This is a genomic window from Bradyrhizobium sp. 141, from assembly GCF_023074055.1.
Classification (GTDB): Bacteria; Pseudomonadota; Alphaproteobacteria; order Rhizobiales; family Xanthobacteraceae; genus Bradyrhizobium.
In genome coordinates, this window is the sequence record NZ_JADPKR010000097.1 from 18,174 (window position 1) to 36,529 (window position 18,356).

13 protein-coding genes are annotated in these 18,356 nt (G+C 63.4%); 6 read left to right on the forward strand and 7 right to left on the reverse strand.

Annotated features, from left to right (window positions below; all coding sequences use genetic code 11):
- Window positions 1–89: 89 nt before the first annotated feature.
- The 4 genes from IVA81_RS29245 to IVA81_RS29260 form a co-directional block, all read right to left on the reverse strand.
- Entirely contained in the window at window positions 90–2,957 is a 2,868-nt protein-coding gene (locus tag IVA81_RS29245) for a PAS-domain containing protein (protein WP_247324393.1), read from the reverse strand.
- Window positions 2,958–3,198: 241 nt separating this feature from the next.
- Entirely contained in the window at window positions 3,199–4,074 is an 876-nt protein-coding gene (locus tag IVA81_RS29250) for an acyl-CoA acyltransferase (RefSeq protein WP_247324394.1), read from the reverse strand.
- A gap of 116 nt (window positions 4,075–4,190) precedes the next feature.
- Window positions 4,191–5,171, reverse strand: coding sequence for an amino acid--[acyl-carrier-protein] ligase (locus IVA81_RS29255; RefSeq protein WP_247324395.1), 981 nt, complete (start codon window positions 5,169–5,171; stop codon window positions 4,191–4,193).
- A gap of 39 nt (window positions 5,172–5,210) precedes the next feature.
- Complete coding sequence (locus tag IVA81_RS29260) at window positions 5,211–6,428, reverse strand: acyl-CoA dehydrogenase family protein (protein ID WP_247324397.1); 1,218 nt, start codon at window positions 6,426–6,428, stop codon at window positions 5,211–5,213.
- 357 nt (window positions 6,429–6,785) lie between these two features.
- On the opposite strand from IVA81_RS29260, the gene IVA81_RS29265 reads away from it, so the two are divergent.
- The 3 genes from IVA81_RS29265 (at window position 6,786) to mtnA (ending at window position 9,221) form a co-directional block, all read left to right on the forward strand.
- Entirely contained in the window at window positions 6,786–7,058 is a 273-nt protein-coding gene (locus tag IVA81_RS29265; protein ID WP_247324398.1) for a phosphopantetheine-binding protein, read from the forward strand.
- A gap of 162 nt (window positions 7,059–7,220) precedes the next feature.
- Complete coding sequence (locus IVA81_RS29270) at window positions 7,221–8,096, forward strand: S-methyl-5'-thioadenosine phosphorylase (protein WP_247324400.1); 876 nt, start codon at window positions 7,221–7,223, stop codon at window positions 8,094–8,096.
- 18 nt (window positions 8,097–8,114) lie between these two features.
- Complete coding sequence (mtnA, locus tag IVA81_RS29275) at window positions 8,115–9,221, forward strand: S-methyl-5-thioribose-1-phosphate isomerase (RefSeq protein ID WP_247324401.1); 1,107 nt, start codon at window positions 8,115–8,117, stop codon at window positions 9,219–9,221.
- A 94-nt stretch (window positions 9,222–9,315) separates the two neighbouring features.
- On the opposite strand, the gene IVA81_RS29280 is transcribed toward mtnA, so the two are convergent.
- Window positions 9,316–9,951, reverse strand: a complete 636-nt coding sequence (locus IVA81_RS29280; protein WP_247324404.1) for an HAD-IA family hydrolase — start codon at window positions 9,949–9,951, stop codon at window positions 9,316–9,318.
- A gap of 111 nt (window positions 9,952–10,062) precedes the next feature.
- Between IVA81_RS29280 and IVA81_RS29285 the strand changes: the two genes are divergently transcribed.
- A complete protein-coding gene (locus tag IVA81_RS29285) occupies window positions 10,063–10,821 on the forward strand; it encodes a trypsin-like serine protease (RefSeq protein ID WP_247324405.1) in 759 nt (252 codons plus the stop codon).
- A 124-nt stretch (window positions 10,822–10,945) separates the two neighbouring features.
- Window positions 10,946–12,448, forward strand: coding sequence for an NAD(P)/FAD-dependent oxidoreductase (locus tag IVA81_RS29290; RefSeq protein ID WP_247324406.1), 1,503 nt, complete (start codon window positions 10,946–10,948; stop codon window positions 12,446–12,448).
- A gap of 123 nt (window positions 12,449–12,571) precedes the next feature.
- On the opposite strand, the gene IVA81_RS29295 is transcribed toward IVA81_RS29290, so the two are convergent.
- Both IVA81_RS29295 and IVA81_RS29300 read right to left on the reverse strand, forming a co-directional pair.
- Window positions 12,572–13,498, reverse strand: a complete 927-nt coding sequence (locus IVA81_RS29295) for a response regulator (RefSeq protein ID WP_247324408.1) — start codon at window positions 13,496–13,498, stop codon at window positions 12,572–12,574.
- Window positions 13,482–16,853, reverse strand: a complete 3,372-nt coding sequence (locus IVA81_RS29300; protein ID WP_247324410.1) for an ATP-binding protein — start codon at window positions 16,851–16,853, stop codon at window positions 13,482–13,484. The genes IVA81_RS29295 and IVA81_RS29300 overlap by 17 nt, the downstream gene beginning before the upstream one ends.
- A 170-nt stretch (window positions 16,854–17,023) precedes the next feature.
- On the opposite strand from IVA81_RS29300, the gene urtA reads away from it, so the two are divergent.
- Window positions 17,024–18,283, forward strand: coding sequence for an urea ABC transporter substrate-binding protein (gene urtA / locus IVA81_RS29305; protein ID WP_247324411.1), 1,260 nt, complete (start codon window positions 17,024–17,026; stop codon window positions 18,281–18,283).
- The last annotated feature ends 73 nt before the right edge of the window (window positions 18,284–18,356 follow it).

An 18,356-nucleotide genomic window follows, 5' to 3' on the forward strand; every position in this document is an offset into this window, starting at 1 on the left:
GAGATGCCAATTCCGCCGGAAACGATGCGTGCGACAATTGGTCGTTTGAAGGCGTGCCGAGATACGGAATTTAAGTGAGCCGAAGCGCGCTACGCCACGCGCCGGACCGTGTTCAGCGTCTCGATGGTGCGGCCGACCTCCGATGCGGGGCACGGCTTGCCGAAGTAATAGCCTTGCACGGCGGTGCAGCCGCATTCGCGGACGAAGTCGAGTTGCTCCTCCGTCTCCACACCCTCCGCCGTCGTCTCGACGCCGAGCACGGAACCGAGGCTTGCGATGGTGCGGACGATGGCCACGCTCTCCGGGCTTTCGCCGAGCGTGCCGACGAAGGAGCGGTCGATCTTGATGCGGTCGAACGGAAATTTGCGCAAATAGCTCAGCGAGGAATAGCCGACGCCGAAATCGTCGAGGCTGACGCGTACTCCCAGCGCACGGAGCTGGTGCAGGATTTCGATCGTTGCCTCGCTGTCGTCGAGCAGCGCGGTCTCGGTGACCTCGAGCTCGAGCCGCTGCGGCGGCAGGCCGGCCTCCGCAAGTGCGCTCGTGACCATCGCCACCAGCCCTCGCGAGCGGAACTGCACCGGTGACAGGTTCACCGCGACGCTGACATCGGGCCAGGACGCGGCGGTCGCACAGGCGCTGCGCAGCACCCATTCGCCGATCGGAACGATCAGCCCGTTCTCTTCCGCGATCGGGATGAACTCGGCTGGCGAGACGAAGCCGCGGGAGGGATGTTTCCAGCGCAGCAGCGCCTCGAACCCGGTGAGCTCGGACGAATCGAGCCGCATCTGCGGCTGGAACACCAGGTGGAATTCGCGCGCCTCCAGCGCGCCGCGTAGATCGCGCTCCAGCACGTGCCGGCTGCGCGCCTCTTCCTCCATCTCGGGTTCGAACAGCTGATAGGCGCCGCGCCCCTTGGCCTTGGCCTGGTACAGCGCGAGGTCGGCGCATTTCATCAGCTCGTCGGCATCGAGCCCGTGATCGGGCGCGATCGCGATGCCGACGGAGACGCCGACATGGATCGACTGGCTTTCCAACGGTGGCGGGTGGCCGATGATTTCGACCAGGCGCCGGGCGAGCTTCTCGGCCGATTGCGGCTGCGGTCCGCGCTGGAGCACTGCGAATTCGTCACCGCCCAGCCGTGCGACAGTGTCGTGCTCGCCGACATTCTCCTTCAGGCGCGCTGCGACCCAGCGCAGCAGCCGGTCGCCGGCGGCATGGCCGAGTCGGTCGTTCACGGTCTTGAAATTGTCGAGGTCGAAGCACAGCACCGCCATCGCGCCGCCGGCGATCGCGACCTGGTTCAGCCCCTCGCCCATCTTCTCGCGGAACAGCGTGCGGTTCGGCAGGTCGGTGAGCGAATCGTGCCGCGCCATATGCGCGACGCGCGCCTGGGCCTTGTGGCGCTCGGTGACGTCCTCGTAGGTGACGACCCAGCCGCCATGCTCCATCCGCTTGTGATTGAGCTTGATGATGCGGCCGTCGCTCAAATGGCGGTGCAGCGTATGCTCGCCCTCACGCAGCCGCTCGACGTAATCGGCATAGAGTCGCGCGGCCGTGGTGTTCTGATGGATACCGAGCTCGCAGCTGTGCTCCATGATCTCGCGCATCGAGACGCCGGGCTTCACGATATCAGGCGACAAGCCGTACATCTCGATGTAGCGGCGATTGCACACGATGACGCGCAGGCTCGAATCGAGCATGCACAAGCCCTGGCTCATGTTGTTCAGCGCCGCGTCGAAGCGGCGATACTGCTCGCTCAGCTCCTCGATCGCGTGTTCCCGCTCGGTGATATCCTCATAGGTGGCGACGAAGCCGCCCTCAGCCAGTGCGCAATAGCGGACCGAGATCATGGTGCCGTTGGACATACGCCGGCGCATCGGCGAGGAATCGCGGTTCGCGATTCTGTCGCTGGCGGCTTCCAGAAGCTGTTGGGGGCTGTATTCCGAGGCAAAAGCGCCGTTCGCCATCGACCGCTCGATCAACTCGGAGAGATGTGTGCCGGGCCTCGTCTCCTCCGGCGACAGCCGGAAAAACTTGCGATAGGTGGTGTTGCAGACGCGCAGGCGCATATCGCTGTCGTAGAAGGCGAGCCCGTGCGCCATGTTCTCCAGCGCCGCATCGAGGATGAAGTTCTGCTGCCTCAGTGTTTCCTCGTATTGCAGCCGCTCCGTGACGTCCTCATGCACGGTCACCCAGCCGCCGTCGGGCAGGAAGCGGGAGACCGCCTGCACCATGCGTCCGTCATAACGCATCACCAGCAGGGATTTCGCTTTTCTGGCGCGCACGTCCTCCAACCTGGAGTTCTGGAATTCGTCGGCCGGCATGCCCGGCAAATTGCCGCGCGACACCCAATGCTCGATCGCCGTGGAATGCGAGACCCCGGGCCTCACGATCTCGGGGTCGAGGTTGTAGAGGTTCAGGAAACGTTCGTTGCAGACGACGACGCGGCTGTCGGCATCGTACATGATGAGGCCGTGCGACATGTTGGAGAGCGCGTGCTGGCTGCGCTCGGTCTGCACGCGCAATTCCGCCTCGAGTCGGGCGAGGCGGCTGACATCGTCGCAGATCGTCATCCAGCCGCCACCGGGAAGCGGCTTCAGCTCGAGCGACATGACGAGGCCGGTCGCAAGCCGTTGCTCGGTCCGGAACGGCTTTCCCCCTGCGATCTCCGCGATCCGCGCCGAATACAGCGCGTCGAGCTCGCCTTCCGGAAAGTTGCCGCGTCGGGCGCTGTGTGCGAGCACCTCGCGGTAGCTCGTGCCCACCCGCACGATGTCGGCCGACATGTCGAACAGCGACAGGTAACGCTGGTTGATCAGCACGATCCGGTTGTCGGCGTCGTAGACGCAGACGCCCTGCTCCATGTGGTCGAGCGCAAGCTGGCTCAGCGCGACCAGGGCTTCCGGGCCCTGCTCGCGGCGTGCATCAAGCGCATTCTCGCGGATCGACGTCATGGGGTCGGCGGGTCTCGGCGGGCAATAGATTAACGCAACCTAATTCAGCCACAGAGCGTAGCGAAGAGGCCGGAAAATTCCCTTAAGCGCAGTAGTTTACGGAGGGTGACCGGCGATGGAGAGCGAGCGCGCAAACGGCCGGCAAGGCGATAGCCCGTAGCCCGGATGAGCGTAGCGATATCCGGGGCGGCCGTTCCCGCATGTCGCTGCGCTCATGCGGGCTACAGAGCCGAGCTCTGCTCTACGGCCCGTACAACACCAGTTCCGTATCCGTGAGATCGCCGAGCTGTGGCCGATTCGGGCCCTTGAAATATTTGCGACCGCGCCGCTCGGTATAAATACCGACAAGGCCGGGAATCGGGCCATTCGAATCGATCGCCACCGAGATCTTGCCGAGCCGGAGCAGCAGCCGGCCGATGCGGCCTGCACAGGCGGCGTATTCGGCGGCGCTGCGGCAATAGATCAGCTTCATCGCAGGGGGAGCGATGAAGCCGCGGCGGATGCGCACCGGTTGCAGAACGAAGGGGAATGTTCCCTTTGGCGTGCGGCAGACGAGGCTGAGGCAATTGTAGCGCGCATGCCGCGTCAGCAGCTCGGTCTCGGCGTCGGAGAGCCCCTCGATCGTCTTGGCGTGAGGCGAGATGACTTCGATCTCGCTCCAGCGCGGGACGCGCGCCAGTGCAGGGACCGAGAAGAAGATGCCACGGCAATAGGCGCGAAAGCCCTGCGTCTCGATGATCAGCCAGGTCCACGGCGCCGGACTGATGTTGAAATAAGTGACGTCCTTGTGCCGCTGCGCGATCTTGGTCAGCAGCGGCGCATAGTTGCGATAGGCCGGATCGACATACCAGCTCGACAAGTTGCACTGGATGGCGGTCTCGTCGCCGTTCTTCCGCGCCGTGTAGATCAGCAGCAGCACGCCGACCGGCGTGCCGTCGTTATCGAGCATGTAGCCGAAGCGCGGATAGCCCTCCGGTACGGAGCGGAAGGCCTGCCGGCGCAGACCCTGGATCCAGTAGTTCCGCGAGCGGCCGACGAAGCCGCGCGTCAGCAAGTCCGCGACCGCTTCGGCGTCGGACTCGGTGATCTCGCGGCATCGGACCTTGGTGTGAATCACGCTCGTCTTACCCGTGGAAATGACAGGCCTCGTTTTGTCTATTGTTTCAGCATGATCTTTTCGAAAACCGCTTCGCACTTTGCGCTAACGCGGTCCTTCGGATCCGGATCATGCTCTTAGCGCCAGCCTTCGACATGGGCGTCGGCCGTGACGCGCGGCTGCAGGCCGAGGACCTCTCGCACCTTGGCGGGCCAGGCGGAAAGGTCGGTGCCATGGGTGTGGAACATGGCGACAGCCAGCCGGTCCATGCCGAAGGCGACGCAGCCGGTGTGGGCTGGCTCGCCGCTGGCATCCTGGATTCCCCACGTCGTGCCGAAATGCTCGCGGTGATAGTTGAAGCTCATGCAGGCCGTCGGCTGCTCTTCCGAGCGCAGCGGAATGAGAAGCTCGAATTTGAGCTGCTGCTGCTTTTGGCTCACCGCTTTCATCTGGCCGACGCGACCGAAGAAAGGATCGCTGGCATAGTCGACGCGAAAGGTCAGGCCGAGGTCGCGGGCGATCGCCTGCGCGCGCACCATCCAGCGCTCGCGGAAATCGGCGACGTCGTCCGGGCTGCCGATGCAGACATATTCGCGCATCCGGAACGATTGCAGCCGGTCGAGATGCTTCGACGGCTCGCGGCGGAAGCAATCCGCGGCAACGTCGAAGCGCAGGCCGCCCTTCGGCAAGGGTCCGCGGCTCGCCGCGATCGGATAGACCGGATAGCAAGCGGCAGGCGACAGCACGAGGTCGGCGGGCGACAGCGAGGTGGTCCAGTCGCCGCCGGCATCGAAGCGGCTCACCGCGGCGTTGATCTCGCGTTCGGTCCCGTGCAGACCGCAAACGCAGCCGAGCAGGTTCGGGAAGCTCTTGAGGTAGCCGGATTTTTCCAGCTGAGCCCGGCTCATCACCGGCGGGAAGCGCATCACCTCGGTGCCGGTCTCGCGATGGCTCGTGATTAGCGCGGCGAGCTTCTCGACGATGCCTTCATAGAGTGCGGTGCGGGCATAGACGCCGTCGGCGCCCATGCGGTGGAACAGCTTGTCGGCGAGATGATCGAGCGGGTCGATCATCTGCGGCGCGGTCGCGGGCGAGTCGGGGAGGATGGCAATGTTCATGGCGCGGCGTCCTGTTATTTGAAAATTGTTTTTGTTGGTTCAGTCGCGAAGGCTTGTCGGCACACCGCTCATCAGCGTCGATGTCGCGGCATTGGCCAGAATGCGGTCGTTGTTGATCATGATCGGGGACGACAACACGTCGCGGAGGTGCCGGCCCATGGTGAACTCGCCGTCGTTGCGGTAGCCGGAGAGGCCGGCTGTGCGCATCGCATGCATCACGGTCTCGACCGCAAGCTCGGAGGCCTGCACCTTCAGAAGCGTGATCGAGGACTGGAAGTCGAGCGAGGCGAGCGCGCGCTCGTCATGCTCGGCGCGGGCGAAAGCGTCGATGTTGGCAGCGATCAGCGCGCGCAGCTTGGCCAGCGACATCTTGGCGGCGGTGAAGTGCGCCGCGGCCGGCGGCATCTGGCCGCCGGAGCTGCGCGCTGCCTTGCGGATGAAGGCCTGCGCGCGGGTCACAGCTGCGGCGGCGATGCCGGCCCAGGCCGACGACCAGCACAGATGTGCGAACGGCGTCATGGTCTGGGCGTGGATCTTGTCATAGGATTCCGGGAAGACCCGGTCGGCGGGGCAATCGACCCTCAGCTCGAAACCGGTCGAGCAGGTACCGCGCATGCCGAGCGTCTCCCAGCCCAGCGTCCGCTTCAGCGAATAATCGTCCTTGGCGAGCGCCAGCAGCACCTGGTCAGAGGCAGCGGCCTCGGTGGCGCGGCGGGCAATGGTGACGAGGCCATCGGCTTCCGCGCCGTAGGAGATCACGGTGGCGTCGCGCACCAGCGAAACGGTATCGCCGGCGTGGTCGACGGCCGCGGCGCTGGCGCGGATGTTGCCGCCGTTCTGGCCTTCGGTGGTGGAGGAGGCGAGCAGCCACTGGTCGCGGGCAACCCGGCGCATCATGGTTTCCATCCAGGGGATGCCATGGCCGTGCCTGACGACGCAGGCAACCTTGGTCTGATGCATCGCGTAGATCATAGCGGTCGAGGCGCAGGCGCGTCCGAGCGTGTAGCAGATGTCGGTGACCTCGTAGATGGAGGCACCCAAGCCGCCGAATTCGACCGGGATCATGACGCCGAGCAGCTTTTGCTCGCGTGCGACCTCGAAAGCCTTGTGCGGGAAGCGGGCGTCGCGATCGACCCCATCGGCGTCGGCCGCCGCTGCGGCCGCGGTCCGGGCGGCGCGCTCGATCAGGGAGGGACCCTGCTCCAGGAAGCTCGTCTGCGTTTCGTCGACAGTGAGGACTGCTTCACGCACGTTCATGCTCGTCCGCCTCCGGTTCGCCGTTCGAGACCGCCGGCATCATTCGCGATGCGCGTCAGCGATCCTCCGGCCATCTTTGCTTGTGAGACGAGGCTACGGATTTAATTCAAATTCGTCGATGAAATAGAGGGTAAACAAAGTCCAATTCCGGATGAACAGTTAAGGTCCGGTTGTTTGCATCTCCCGTTTTTCCAGCATGGCGTTAGGACTCTGGAAGAAGCTCGAATTCCAGACAATCTGAGTCATCGTTTACTAAGAAACGCGAAGTATGAGTGCCGCCCATTGCGGGACCGGCAGGCCGTGCCCATCGTAGCCGGAAGCCGGTCCGACCTTTGACAGACAGACGGGAATTTGCCGATGCAAGCCTTTGATACCGAATTGCGCAATCGCATCATCAAGCTGGTGAAGGGCATCCTCGAACAGAATTCGCTCATCGCCGACGTCACGCCGTCCACCAAGCTCGTCGACGTCGGCCTGACCTCGATGGACATGGTCAATCTGATGCTCGGCGTCGAAGCCGAGTTCGACTTCACCATCCCACAGGCGGAGATCACGCCGGAGAATTTCCAATCCGTCGAGACGCTGGAGCGGATGGTGGCCACCCAGCTGCGGCTGGCGAACGCGGCTTAAGCGAGGGCGCCGCTCCCCCCAAGCTGTCGAGCGTGAGGTGAGTGTTTTGAGTGTTTTGCACTCCTCACACCACCGGCATCATTCCACCACCCCCGTTCCAAATCCGCCCCAAAGCTGGCATAGCTTAACCATGTCGCACGTGGCGAACGGGGTGGAGCAGACATGACGCAGGCGGTATTGGGCATCATCGGCGGCTCGGGCATCTATGACCTGCCGGGCCTCGAGGGTGCGCGCGAAGAGGTGATCGAGAGCCCCTGGGGCGAGCCGTCGGCTCCCTTAAGGCGCGGCACCATCGCCGGCTTGCCGATCGTGTTCCTGCCGCGGCATGACAAGGGCCACCGGCTGTCGCCCTCCGACATCAACTATCGCGCTAATATCGACGTACTCAAGCGCGCCGGCGTCACCGACCTGATCTCGCTGTCGGCCTGCGGCTCCTTTAGGGAGGAACTGCCGCCCGGTACTTTCGTTCTTGTCGATCAGTTCGTCGACCGCACCCACAAGCGCGAGAGTTCGTTCTTCGGCCGGGGCTGCGTCGCACATGTGTCGATGGCGCACCCGGTCTCGCCGCGGCTGCGCATTCATCTGGCCGCGGCAGCCGACGCGGAGGGCATCGCAATCGGGCGTACCGGTACCTATGTCTGCATGGAAGGACCGCAATTCTCGACATACGCCGAGAGCATGACCTACAAGACGCTGGGCTATTCCGTGATCGGCATGACCAACATGCCCGAGGCCAAGCTCGCGCGTGAGGCGGAGATCTGTTACGCCAGCGTGGCAATGGTTACGGATTTCGACTGCTGGCATCCCGACCACGATGCCGTCACCGTACAGGACATCATCCGTGTGCTGACTTCAAATGCCGACAAGGCGAAGGCGCTGGTGGCGCGGTTGGCGAAGGATTTCCCGCGCGAGCACGAGCCGTGTCCGATCGGCTCGGACCGTGCGCTCGACACCGCGCTGATCACGGCGCCCGAGGCGCGCGATCCAGAGCTATTGAAGAAGCTCGATGCGGTCGCAGGACGCATCCTGCGCGGCTGAAGTGAAAGGCAGAATGCCATGAAGGTCGACGGCAAGCATTTCCGCAGCATCTGGCGCGAAGGCGACGGCTGGTCGATCGGCGCGATCGATCAGCGCCGGCTGCCGCATGAGTTCGTCGTTGCGAAGCTGACCTCCTGCGAAGACGCAGCTGTTGCCATTCGCGACATGCTGGTGCGCGGCGCGCCGTTGATTGGTGCCACCGCCGCCTATGGCATGGCGCTCGCCATGCGCGAGGACGCCTCCGATGTCGGCCTGAAGCGCGCTTACGATACGCTTGTGGTGGCGCGGCCGACGGCGATCAATCTGAAATGGGCGCTGGATGAGATGCGCGCGACGCTCGCGCCGATCGATCCGGTTGAAAGGGCCGAGGCAGCCTACGCGCGCGCCGACGAGATCGTCGAGCAGGATGTCGAGATCAACCGCGGCATCGCCGGCAACGGTCTGAAGCTGATCGAGGCAATCGCTGCGAAGAAGCCAAGCGAGACGGTCAATGTCCTGACTCATTGCAACGCCGGCTGGCTCGCGACCGTCGACTGGGGCACCGCAACGGCGCCGATCTATCTTGCGCACGAGCGCGGTATCAAGGTCCATGTCTGGGTCGACGAGACGCGTCCGCGCAACCAGGGCGCCTCGCTCACCGCCTGGGAGCTCGGCCATCACGGTGTGCCGCACACCGTGATCCCCGACAACACCGGCGGGCATCTGATGCAGCATGGCATGGTCGATCTCGCCATCGTCGGCACCGACCGCGTCGCCGCCAATGGCGACGTCTGCAACAAGATCGGCACCTATCTGAAGGCGCTCGCCGCGCATGACAACGGCGTGCCGTTCTACGTCGCGCTGCCGTCACCGACGATCGATTTTGCCGTCCATGACGGCATCCGCGACATCCCCATCGAGCAGCGCAGCGGCACGGAAGTCACCGACATGACCGGCCGCACCGCGGATGGCCGGCTGGAGACGGTGCGCATCGTCCCTGAAGGCTCGCCGGTTGCGAACTATGCCTTCGATGTGACGCCGGCACGGCTCGTGACCGGCCTCATCACCGAGCGCGGTGTGCTGAAGCCGGATCGTGCTTCGCTGGCAGCAGCATTTCCGGAGAGAAGTGCCGCCGCGGCGGAGTAGCTCTCGTAGGGTGGGCAAAGGCGCGAAGCGCCGTGCCCACCATATGCTTGTGGTGGGCACGCTTTCGCTTTGCCCACCCTACGGCATTGGCGAGTTATGTCAGACTTAGCCCCGTCGCCTTCTCAAGCTCCGCGATCGCCTGCGCGCCGCTGGCGACCTTGATCGTGGTCATGCCCATCTCGCGCGCGGGCTTCAGGTTGACGCCGAGGTCGTCGAGATAGACGCACTTGTTCGGATCGACTTTCAGCGTCTCGACCATCAACCGATAGATCCGCGGGTCGGGCTTGCGCAGGCCGATCTTGGCGGATTCGATCACATGATCGAACAGCACCATGACTTCGGCGATATAAAGAGAGCGTCCAGTCATGCTGCCAATGGCATTGGCCGGCAAATTGTTGGTGATGCAGCCGGTCTTGAATTGCGCCTTGATGCGCTTCAATGCCTCGACTATCTCGGGGCGCAGATCGCCCTGCAGCAGCGATATCACGTCGCGCCCGCGCACCTCGGCGCCGAGCGCACGAGATTCTTCGGCGAACAAATGATCGAACGTGTCGATATCGACCTCGGCTCGCTCGAACTTGGCCCAGGCGTTTTCCAAATGGTTGGCGGCGTTGGTTCGCCGTATGATGTCGATGGGCAGACCGCGCTCCGTCTCGAACCGCGCGAAGGCCTCGAACGGCGAACTCGTCAGCACGCCGCCAAAATCAAAGATCACCGCCTCGATCGCCAATGTCCTGCCCTCGTCAAATCCTTTCCAAGAGGGCTAGCATGCGCTATCGGCAAGGGCCAGTCCGAAGCAAATTCAGGCGTTCACCGAACCGACGGCCAAGGCATGTTCCCCATGAAGACAATCGCGACATTCGCCACGGCTACTCTGCTGATCGCCACGCCCGCGCAGGCCATCGTCGGCGGTGGCACGCCGCAGGCCGAGGGTGTCGCGCGTGCCGTCGTCACCATCGTCGGCTCGCGCGGCAATTTCTGCACCGGTAGCCTGATCTCGCCAAAGCTCGTGCTCACCGTCGCTCACTGCGTGCAACCCGGCGCTGACTACAAGATCGTCGATCGCGGAACCGACGGCCAGCCGCAATTGATGAGCGTGCGCACGGTCGCGATCCATCCGAACTTCAACATGCAGGCGATGCAGTCACACCGCGCCACCGCGGACGTGGCGCTGCTGCAACTGGAAATTCCACTCAAGGGAAAATCCACAGTGCCGGTCGGCATGCCGCAAATTCCAATTCAGGTCGGCGGCCGCTTCACGATCGCCGGCATCGGCGTCACTGTTCGCGGCGATGGCAAGAGCGGCGGCGTCACGCGTGTTGCTGCGCTTGTCGCCACCGGCCAGCCCGGGACGCTCCAGATTCGGCTGGTCGATCCCGTAACCAACGGTGTTCGCGACGGAATTGGCGCTTGCACCGGTGATTCCGGTGGCCCTGTGTTTGAGGACAAGCCGAATGGTGCCGTGCTGGTCGGGCTCATCAGTTGGTCCACGGGGCCGAACGGCGCTGCCGGTTGCGGCGGGTTGACCGGCGTCACGCCGCTCACGCTCTACCGCGACTGGATCTTGCAGACCGCGCGGAGCTGGGGTGCGGCGCTGTGATTTGACCGCGGCTTGATCTATGTCATTTTGAAGCGGAAGCGCGTCGGGTGATCATGCCGGCCGCGGAGGAAACGCGTCGTCCATCAAGGGCGGCCACAAAAGCAAGCAAGGCATAGAAGCAACAATGAATGTCGCTGTTCGCGGTCACACCGCTACCAAGCAAGCTTCCGAACATTTCGACGTGCTGATCGTCGGCGCCGGCATCTCCGGCATCGGCAGCGCCTATCACATCGAAAAGCAGCTGCCGGGCACCAGCTACGTCATCCTGGAGACGCAGGAAACGTTCGGCGGCACCTGGAGCACACATCGCTATCCCGGCATTCGTTCCGACAGCGATCTCCATACCTTCGGCTACAGCTTCAAGCCGTGGGTCGGCCCGCCGATCGCGACCGCCGAGGAGATCCTCGCCTATATGAACGAGGTCATCGAGGATAACGACCTCGCAAGGCACATCCGCTACAAGCACAGGATCAATTCCGCGAGCTGGTCGAGCGAGCAGAATCTCTGGACCATCGAAGCGGTGGTAACCGACACCGGCGAGCCCAGGACGTTCACCACAAACTTCCTCTGGATGTGCCAGGGCTATTATCGCCATTCGGAAGGTTACACGCCGGAATGGAAGGGCATGGACCGGTTCAAGGGCCGCATCGTCCATCCCCAGACCTGGCCTGACGATATCGACCTCACGGGCAAGAAGGTCGTCGTGATCGGCTCGGGCGCGACCGCGGCAACGCTGGTGCCGAACATCGCCGACAAATGCGCTCATGTCACCATGTTGCAGCGCTCGCCGACCTATTTCCGGCTCGGCCGCAACGCCATCGAAATCGCGGAGGAGCTGCGCCGGCTCCAGGTCGATGAAGAGTGGATCCACGAGATCGTGCGACGCAAGATCCTGTTCGAACAGGATGCCTTCACCAAACTCTGCGTGTCCAAGCCTGAGCAGGTCAAGAAGGAGCTGATCGGCCAGATCAGCGCGGTCCTCGGTCCCGACTACGACGTCGAGTCGCACTTCACGCCGACATACCGGCCGTGGCGGCAGCGCATCGCCTTCGTGCCCGATGCCGATCTGTTCAAGGGGATCGCCAGCGGTCAGGCCTCTGTCGTCACCGACGAGATCGAATGCTTCGTCGAGAACGGCATCCAGCTCAAATCCGGAAAGCTGCTGGAAGCCGATATCATCGTCACCGCGACCGGCTTCAACCTCGCGGCCCTCGGCGACATCGCCTTCGAGATCGACGGCAAGCCGCTCGCCTTTGGTGACACCGTCACCTACCGCGGCATGATGTTCACGGGCGTTCCAAACATGGTCTGGGTGTTCGGCTATTTCCGCGCCAGCTGGACGCTACGCGTCGATCTCGTCGCCGATTTCGTCTGCCGGCTGCTCGGACATATGAAGAGCAAGGGCGCCAAGAAGGTTGAGGTGAGCTTGCGTGCCGAAGACCACAACATGCCGATCCTGCCCTGGATCGATCCGGAAAACTTCAACCCCGGCTACATGATGCGCAACATGGACCTGTTGCCCAAGCGCGGCGACAAGCCGGAGTGGCAGCACAGCCAGGACTACTGGACCGAGAAGGACGAGATTCCGAAGACGGACCTGGATGACAAGGCGTTTGTTTACGGGTGAGACGTAATGCCGAAGAGGATGTGACAGTGATTGCCACATCCTCCGGTGTCATCCCGGATCTGCGCTTCGCGTGTCCGGGACGACAGGTTTTATGAAGCGGCATCCTACTCATTCGCAGCAGTTCTAAGAATTCCGTCTCGTCGCATTCGTCGCAATTGCCGCGGCCGCCGTCCGGTTTTCCACCCCGAGCTTGGCGTAGATCTGCTCGAGATGCTTGTCGACCGTGCGCGGGCTCAAACCCAGGATTTGCGCGATGTCGCGGTTGGTCTTGCCCTTGCTGAGCCAGGCCAACACCTCGCCCTCGCGGGTGGTGAGCCCGAGTTCGCTGGTGAATTCGGGGGGCAGTGCGGTGCCGGACTCCCTGGAGAGCCGCAGCAGAAACTCGTTCGGCGCCGCTTCGCCCATGTAATAGAGCCGCAGTTGCGGATTCTCGGGCAGGGAGGCTCCTTGCGACTTCGAGCTGCCCTTGGCCTTGGCCTGTTCCAGCCATTGCAGCAATGATGGCGACAGGACGAAGTCGTCGGCCTGTGCGCCCTGATGGTCGGACATCAGCTTCTGCGCCTGCGGCGTCGCCCACAGCACGTTGCCTTGGCGGTTGACCGCGAACAGGAAGCGGCCGGAGACGTCGAGCGCTGCGCGCGCACTCTGTGTCAGCCGGGCATTGCCGAGATGGACGCGGATGCGTGCCAGCATCTCCTCGATCACGATCGGTTTTGTCACGTAATCGACGCCACCTGCTTCGAGCCCGCGAACGATATGCTCGGTTTCGGCAAGGCCCGTCATGAAGATCACGGGCACATTGGCAAGACCCGCATCGCGCTTGAGCCGGCGGCAGGTCTCGAAGCCGTCGATGCCGGGCATCACGGCGTCAAGCAGGACGATGTCGGGCGTGATCTGGTCGATGATGCGTATCGCCGCCGCGCCGTCCAGCGCCACCATCACCGTCATGCCGGCGCCGTCGAGCGCGTCGGTCAGCAGCCGAAGCGTTTCGGGAGAGTCATCTACAACGAGCGCGACGTCGCGCTTCTTCGACTCAATGCTCATGCGCATGCAATGTCTTCAATGTGTTCATGTACTGGTCGAGATCGAAGCGGTCGACCAGCGACCGCATCTGCGCGACGAAGTCGGCATGCTCCGGATGCTCATTGCCGATCTCGTCCAGCTTCAACTGAATGCCCTTGACGTAGCCGATTTGGCCGAGCCCGATCAGCGCCTCGATGTGCCGCACCGGCGGCCTCGATCCGCTCTCCGGTCGCCAGAATGGCACCGCGACTTCGTCCGAGCCGTACTGCCACTCGAGCTTGAGGAGCTGGCGGATCGTCTCCAGCAGTCGCGGGATGTCGATCGGCTTCATCAGATAGCCGTCATGGAAAGGCTGCGCCAGCGGGGTGCCGTGAGCCTCCAATGCGCTCGCCGAGACCATCAGGATGCGCGCCTGGTGATGGCCGCTCGCGCGCAAGGTCTCCGCGACGGCCCAGCCGTCCATGGCGGGCATCGAGATATCGAGCAGGAACAGATCGGGCCGGCAGTGTTGCGCCAGCGCCAGGCAGCCGGGCCCGTCGGGGGCACTGAGCAGGATGAAGCCGAGCGGCGTCAGCACCTCACGCAGGAGGTCGCGATGAACGGGATCGTCGTCGGTGATGAGGATGGTCTTGCGCGCGCCGTGATAGCCGGAGACCGGCGCCTCCACGGGCGCGATGCGCTGGGGATTGGTCACCTCCGACAGCAGGATCTTGACCTTGAACGTGCTGCCGGAGCCGACCTTGCTCAAGACCTTGATATCGCCGCCCATCACGCCGGCGAGCAGACGGCTGATGGTGAGGCCGAGCCCGGTGCCGGTCTGCGGCTGCGAGACACCGAGCGCACCGGGCTCGAAAGGCGCGAAGATGCGCTCGAGATCGTCGCTCTGGATGCCCGGACCGGTATCGATCACCTCGAACTCGGCAACGGGACTGCGATAGTGTACCACGAACTGCACGCTGCCGGTCTGGGTGAACTTGATGGCGTTCGAGAGCAAATTGATCAGCACCTGACGCAGCCGCTTCTCGTCGGCATAGACCACGACCGGCAAATGTGGCGGCCGCTTGAACACGAAGTCGATGCCCTTGGCCGCGGCCTGCAGGCGGAACATGCCGACGAGCTGGTCGAGGAATTCGCTGAGGCGCACCTCATCGCGCGACAGATACAGCCGCCCCGCCTCGATCTTGGAGATATCCAGAATGCCGTCGATCAGGCCGGAGAGGTGATCGGCGCTGCGGCGGACGACGCGGACCTGGTCGCGCGGCTTGGTGCTCAGTGTCGCGTCCTGCTCGAGCAGTTGCGCATAGCCGCTGATCGCATTCAGCGGCGAGCGCAGCTCGTGGCTCAGGCCCACCACGTAGCGGCTCTTGGCGAGGTTCGCGGATTCGGCGACCTCCTTGGCACGCTGGAGCTCGGCGTCGGTGCGCTTGTGAGCGTCGATCTCCTGGATCAGCAGCGTGGTCTGTCGCCGCGTCTCGGCTTCGGCCGCGCGGCGGCTCTGTTGCGCCAGCACGAACAGCCAGGCCACCACGCCGATGATGATGCTGAGCGAGAAGAACACCTTCCAGAGCACGTCGGAGACCAGCATGTTCTCGCCATGCACGCTCGCTGAGGTCTGCAGATAGATCAGGCCCAGCACCAGCGCGACGAGGCCGGCGGAGACCACGAACACGCCGACATAGTGGCCGAGTTGCGAGTTGATCCGTGCATAGATCGGCTGCGGCATCAGTTTGCCCAGCGTCTCCGACACCTGCGCCTGGATCCGCGCGTGCGGCTTGCAGAGATCGTGGCAGCGGGCGTCGAGCGAACAGCACAAGGAGCAAATCGGCCCGGCGTAAGCGGGGCAGGACGCCATGTCCTCCGGCTCGAACGAGTGCTCGCAGATGCAGCACTGGATCGCCTCCATGTTCTGCCAGCTTCGCTTCGGCTTGCGCGCGATGTAGTACTTGCCGTCTGTGGCCCAGGCGATCAACGGTGCGGTGAGGAAGGCGACCGCGAGCGCGATGAAGGCCGACAGCGCCTTCGCGGTAGGTCCGAACAGGCCGTAAAAGGCGCTGATGGAGACGATGGTCGCGATTGTCATCGCGCCGACGCCGACCGGATTGACGTCGTAGAGATGCGCGCGTTTGAACTCGATCTGCTGTGGCCGCAATCCAAGCGGCTTGTTGACGATGAGATCAGCGACCAGCGCGCCGACCCAGGCGATCGCGACGTTCGAATAGAGCGCCAGCGTCTGCTCCAGGGCCTTGTAGACGCCGATCTCCATCAACAGCAGCGCCACGATGACGTTGAAGACCAGCCAGACGACGCGGCCGGGATGGCTGTGGGTCAAGCGTGAGAAGAAGTTCGACCAGGCGATCGAGCCGGCATAGGCGTTGGTGACGTTGATTTTCACCTGCGACAGGATCACGAACGTGCCGGTCAACGCCAGCGCGAGGTCAGGCTGCGATAGCACATAGCGGAACGCCTCGAGATACATATGCGCGGGCTCGGCGGCCTCCTCGGGCGGCACCCCGTGGCTGAGCGCGAAGAAGGCGAGGAACGAGCCGGCCAGGAGTTTCAGGGCGCCGAGCACGATCCAGCCTGGTCCGGCGCTCATCAGCGCCAACCACCAGGAGGCGCCGGACGCCCGGCGGTCACGCGGCAGAAATCGCAGGAAGTCGACCTGCTCGCCGATCTGCGCCACCAGCGAAAACACTACCGAGGCCGCAACTCCGAACAGTAACAGGTCGAAATGTCCGTTGAGATCGCCGTGCTCGCCTGAGAACTTGCGCCACTCCGTGAAGGAATGCGGGTTGTGCCAGGCGATCGCCGCGAACGGAATGATGTGGAGCACGATCCAGAGGGGCTGCGTCCACAATTGGAAGCGGCTGATCAGCGTGATGCCGTAGGCCACCAACGGGATGATGACGACGGCGCTGATGAGATAGCCGATCGGCCGCGGAATCCCGAAGCACATCTCGAGCGCGGAAGCGAGAATCACGGCTTCGATCGCAAAGAAGATGAAGGTGAAGGACGCGTAGATCAGCGAGGTGACCGTCGAGCCGATGTAGCCAAAGCCGGCGCCCCGCGTCAGCAGGTCGATGTCGATGCCGCATTTGGCGGCATAATAGGCGATCGGCACGCCACAGCAGAAGATGATGGTCGAGACCACCAGGATGGCGGCGGTCGCGTTGGTGACGCCATAGTTCAGGGTGATGGTGCCGCCGATCGCCTCCATCGCCAGGAACGAGATCGCGCCCAACGCCGTGTTGGCGACCCGGGCGGCGGACCAGCGACGCGCGCTCTTCGCCGTGAAGCGCAGCGCGTAGTCCTCCAGCGTCTGGTTGGCAACCCATTGGTTATACTGGCGCCTGACGCGGTCTATTCGCTGCCGCCCTGCCACTCTTTACCCCACTCCTGATACGGTCCTCGAGCCCTCGCAAATTCCGTACCAAAAGCCTACGTCGGCATTTTGCGGTGCAGTATACGCGATCTTGCGTATGCTTACGCTGCACAAATTCGAGCCATCCTCACAGCGCCAATTGCGTGTTCTCGAACAAAAGTGGGGTGCTCATGTCGGACGAAGAAAACAAGGGCCTGTTGTCGCCGCTCCGGCGCAAATTATTGATGGGAATGGCCGCCATACCGGCCATCACGATGCTGCCACGGGCATCTTTTGCGCAGGCCCCGGCGACCTCGGCGGTCAACACCACGGGTCTTGCGGTCACCGACACCGAGGTCACCGTCGGCATCCTGCATTCCGCCACCGGCACCATGGCCATCTCCGAGACCGGCTCGATCGAAGCCGAAAAGCTCGCCATCGAGCAGATCAACGCCATGGGCGGCGTGCTCGGACGCAAGATCAAGTTCATTCAGGAAGACGGCGCCAGCGACTGGCCGACCTTCGCTGAAAAGGCCAAGAAGCTGCTGGTCAACGACAAGGTCGCGGCGATCATGGGCTGCTGGACCTCGGCCTCGCGCAAGGCCGTGTTGCCGGTCATGGAGCAGTATAACGGCATGCTCTACTACCCGACCTTCTACGAAGGCCTCGAGCAGTCCAAGAACGTGATCTACACCGGTCAGGAAGCGACCCAGCAGATCCTCGCCGGCCTGAACTGGATCGCCAAGGAGAAGGGCGCCAAGACCTTCTTCTTCATCGGCTCCGACTACATCTGGCCGCGTACCTCGAACAAGATCGCGCGCAAGCACGTCGAGAATGTGCTGAAAGGCAAGGTCGTCGGCGAGGAATATTATCCGCTCGGCAACACCCAGTTCAATTCGGTCATCAACAAGATCAAGCTGACCAAGCCCGACGTCATCTTCACCGACGTCGTCGGCGGCTCGAACGTCGCGTTCTACAAGCAGCTCAAGGCCGCCGGCATCGACCTCTCCAAGCAGGCACTGCTGACGATCTCGGTGACCGAAGACGAGATCGACGGCATCGGCGGCGAGAACATTGCGGGCGCCTATGCCTGCATGAAGTATTTCCAGACGCTCGACAATCCCAACAACAAGACCTTCGTGCCGGCGTTCAAGAAGATGTGGGGCGAGAAGACGGTGATCGGAGACGTCACCCAGGCTGCCTATCTCGGGCCGTGGCTGTGGAAATTGACGGTCGAGAAGGCCGGCTCCTTCGACGTCGACAAGATCGCAGCAGCCTCGCCGGGCGTCGAGTTCAAGGGGGCGCCGGAAGGCTATGTGCGCATCCACGAGAATCACCATCTCTGGTCGAAGACCCGGGTGGGACGCGCCAAGCTCGATGGCCAGTTCGAGCTGATCTACGAGACCGCCGATCTCGTCGAGCCGGATCCGTTCCCCAAGGGCTATCAGTAAGAAGCGTTATCAGTAAGCCGCGGCATCCGTCGCGCTTTTCCCCAACACCAAGCCGCTCCCTGGCGTGGACCGC

What these genes read in the sequence shown, in the direction of transcription:
- IVA81_RS29245 (WP_247324393.1), bottom strand. Translation starts at nt 2,957, where the DNA reads ATGACGTCGATCCGCGAGAATGCGCTTGATGCACGCCGCGAGCAGGGC.
- IVA81_RS29255 (WP_247324395.1), bottom strand. Translation starts at nt 5,171, where the DNA reads ATGAACATTGCCATCCTCCCCGACTCGCCCGCGACCGCGCCGCAGATG.
- IVA81_RS29260 (WP_247324397.1), bottom strand. Translation starts at nt 6,428, where the DNA reads ATGAACGTGCGTGAAGCAGTCCTCACTGTCGACGAAACGCAGACGAGC.
- IVA81_RS29265 (WP_247324398.1), top strand. Translation starts at nt 6,786, where the DNA reads ATGCAAGCCTTTGATACCGAATTGCGCAATCGCATCATCAAGCTGGTG.
- IVA81_RS29270 (WP_247324400.1), top strand. Translation starts at nt 7,221, where the DNA reads ATGACGCAGGCGGTATTGGGCATCATCGGCGGCTCGGGCATCTATGAC.
- mtnA (WP_247324401.1), top strand. Translation starts at nt 8,115, where the DNA reads ATGAAGGTCGACGGCAAGCATTTCCGCAGCATCTGGCGCGAAGGCGAC.
- IVA81_RS29285 (WP_247324405.1), top strand. Translation starts at nt 10,063, where the DNA reads ATGAAGACAATCGCGACATTCGCCACGGCTACTCTGCTGATCGCCACG.
- IVA81_RS29290 (WP_247324406.1), top strand. Translation starts at nt 10,946, where the DNA reads ATGAATGTCGCTGTTCGCGGTCACACCGCTACCAAGCAAGCTTCCGAA.
- IVA81_RS29295 (WP_247324408.1), bottom strand. Translation starts at nt 13,498, where the DNA reads ATGCGCATGAGCATTGAGTCGAAGAAGCGCGACGTCGCGCTCGTTGTA.
- urtA (WP_247324411.1), top strand. Translation starts at nt 17,024, where the DNA reads ATGTCGGACGAAGAAAACAAGGGCCTGTTGTCGCCGCTCCGGCGCAAA.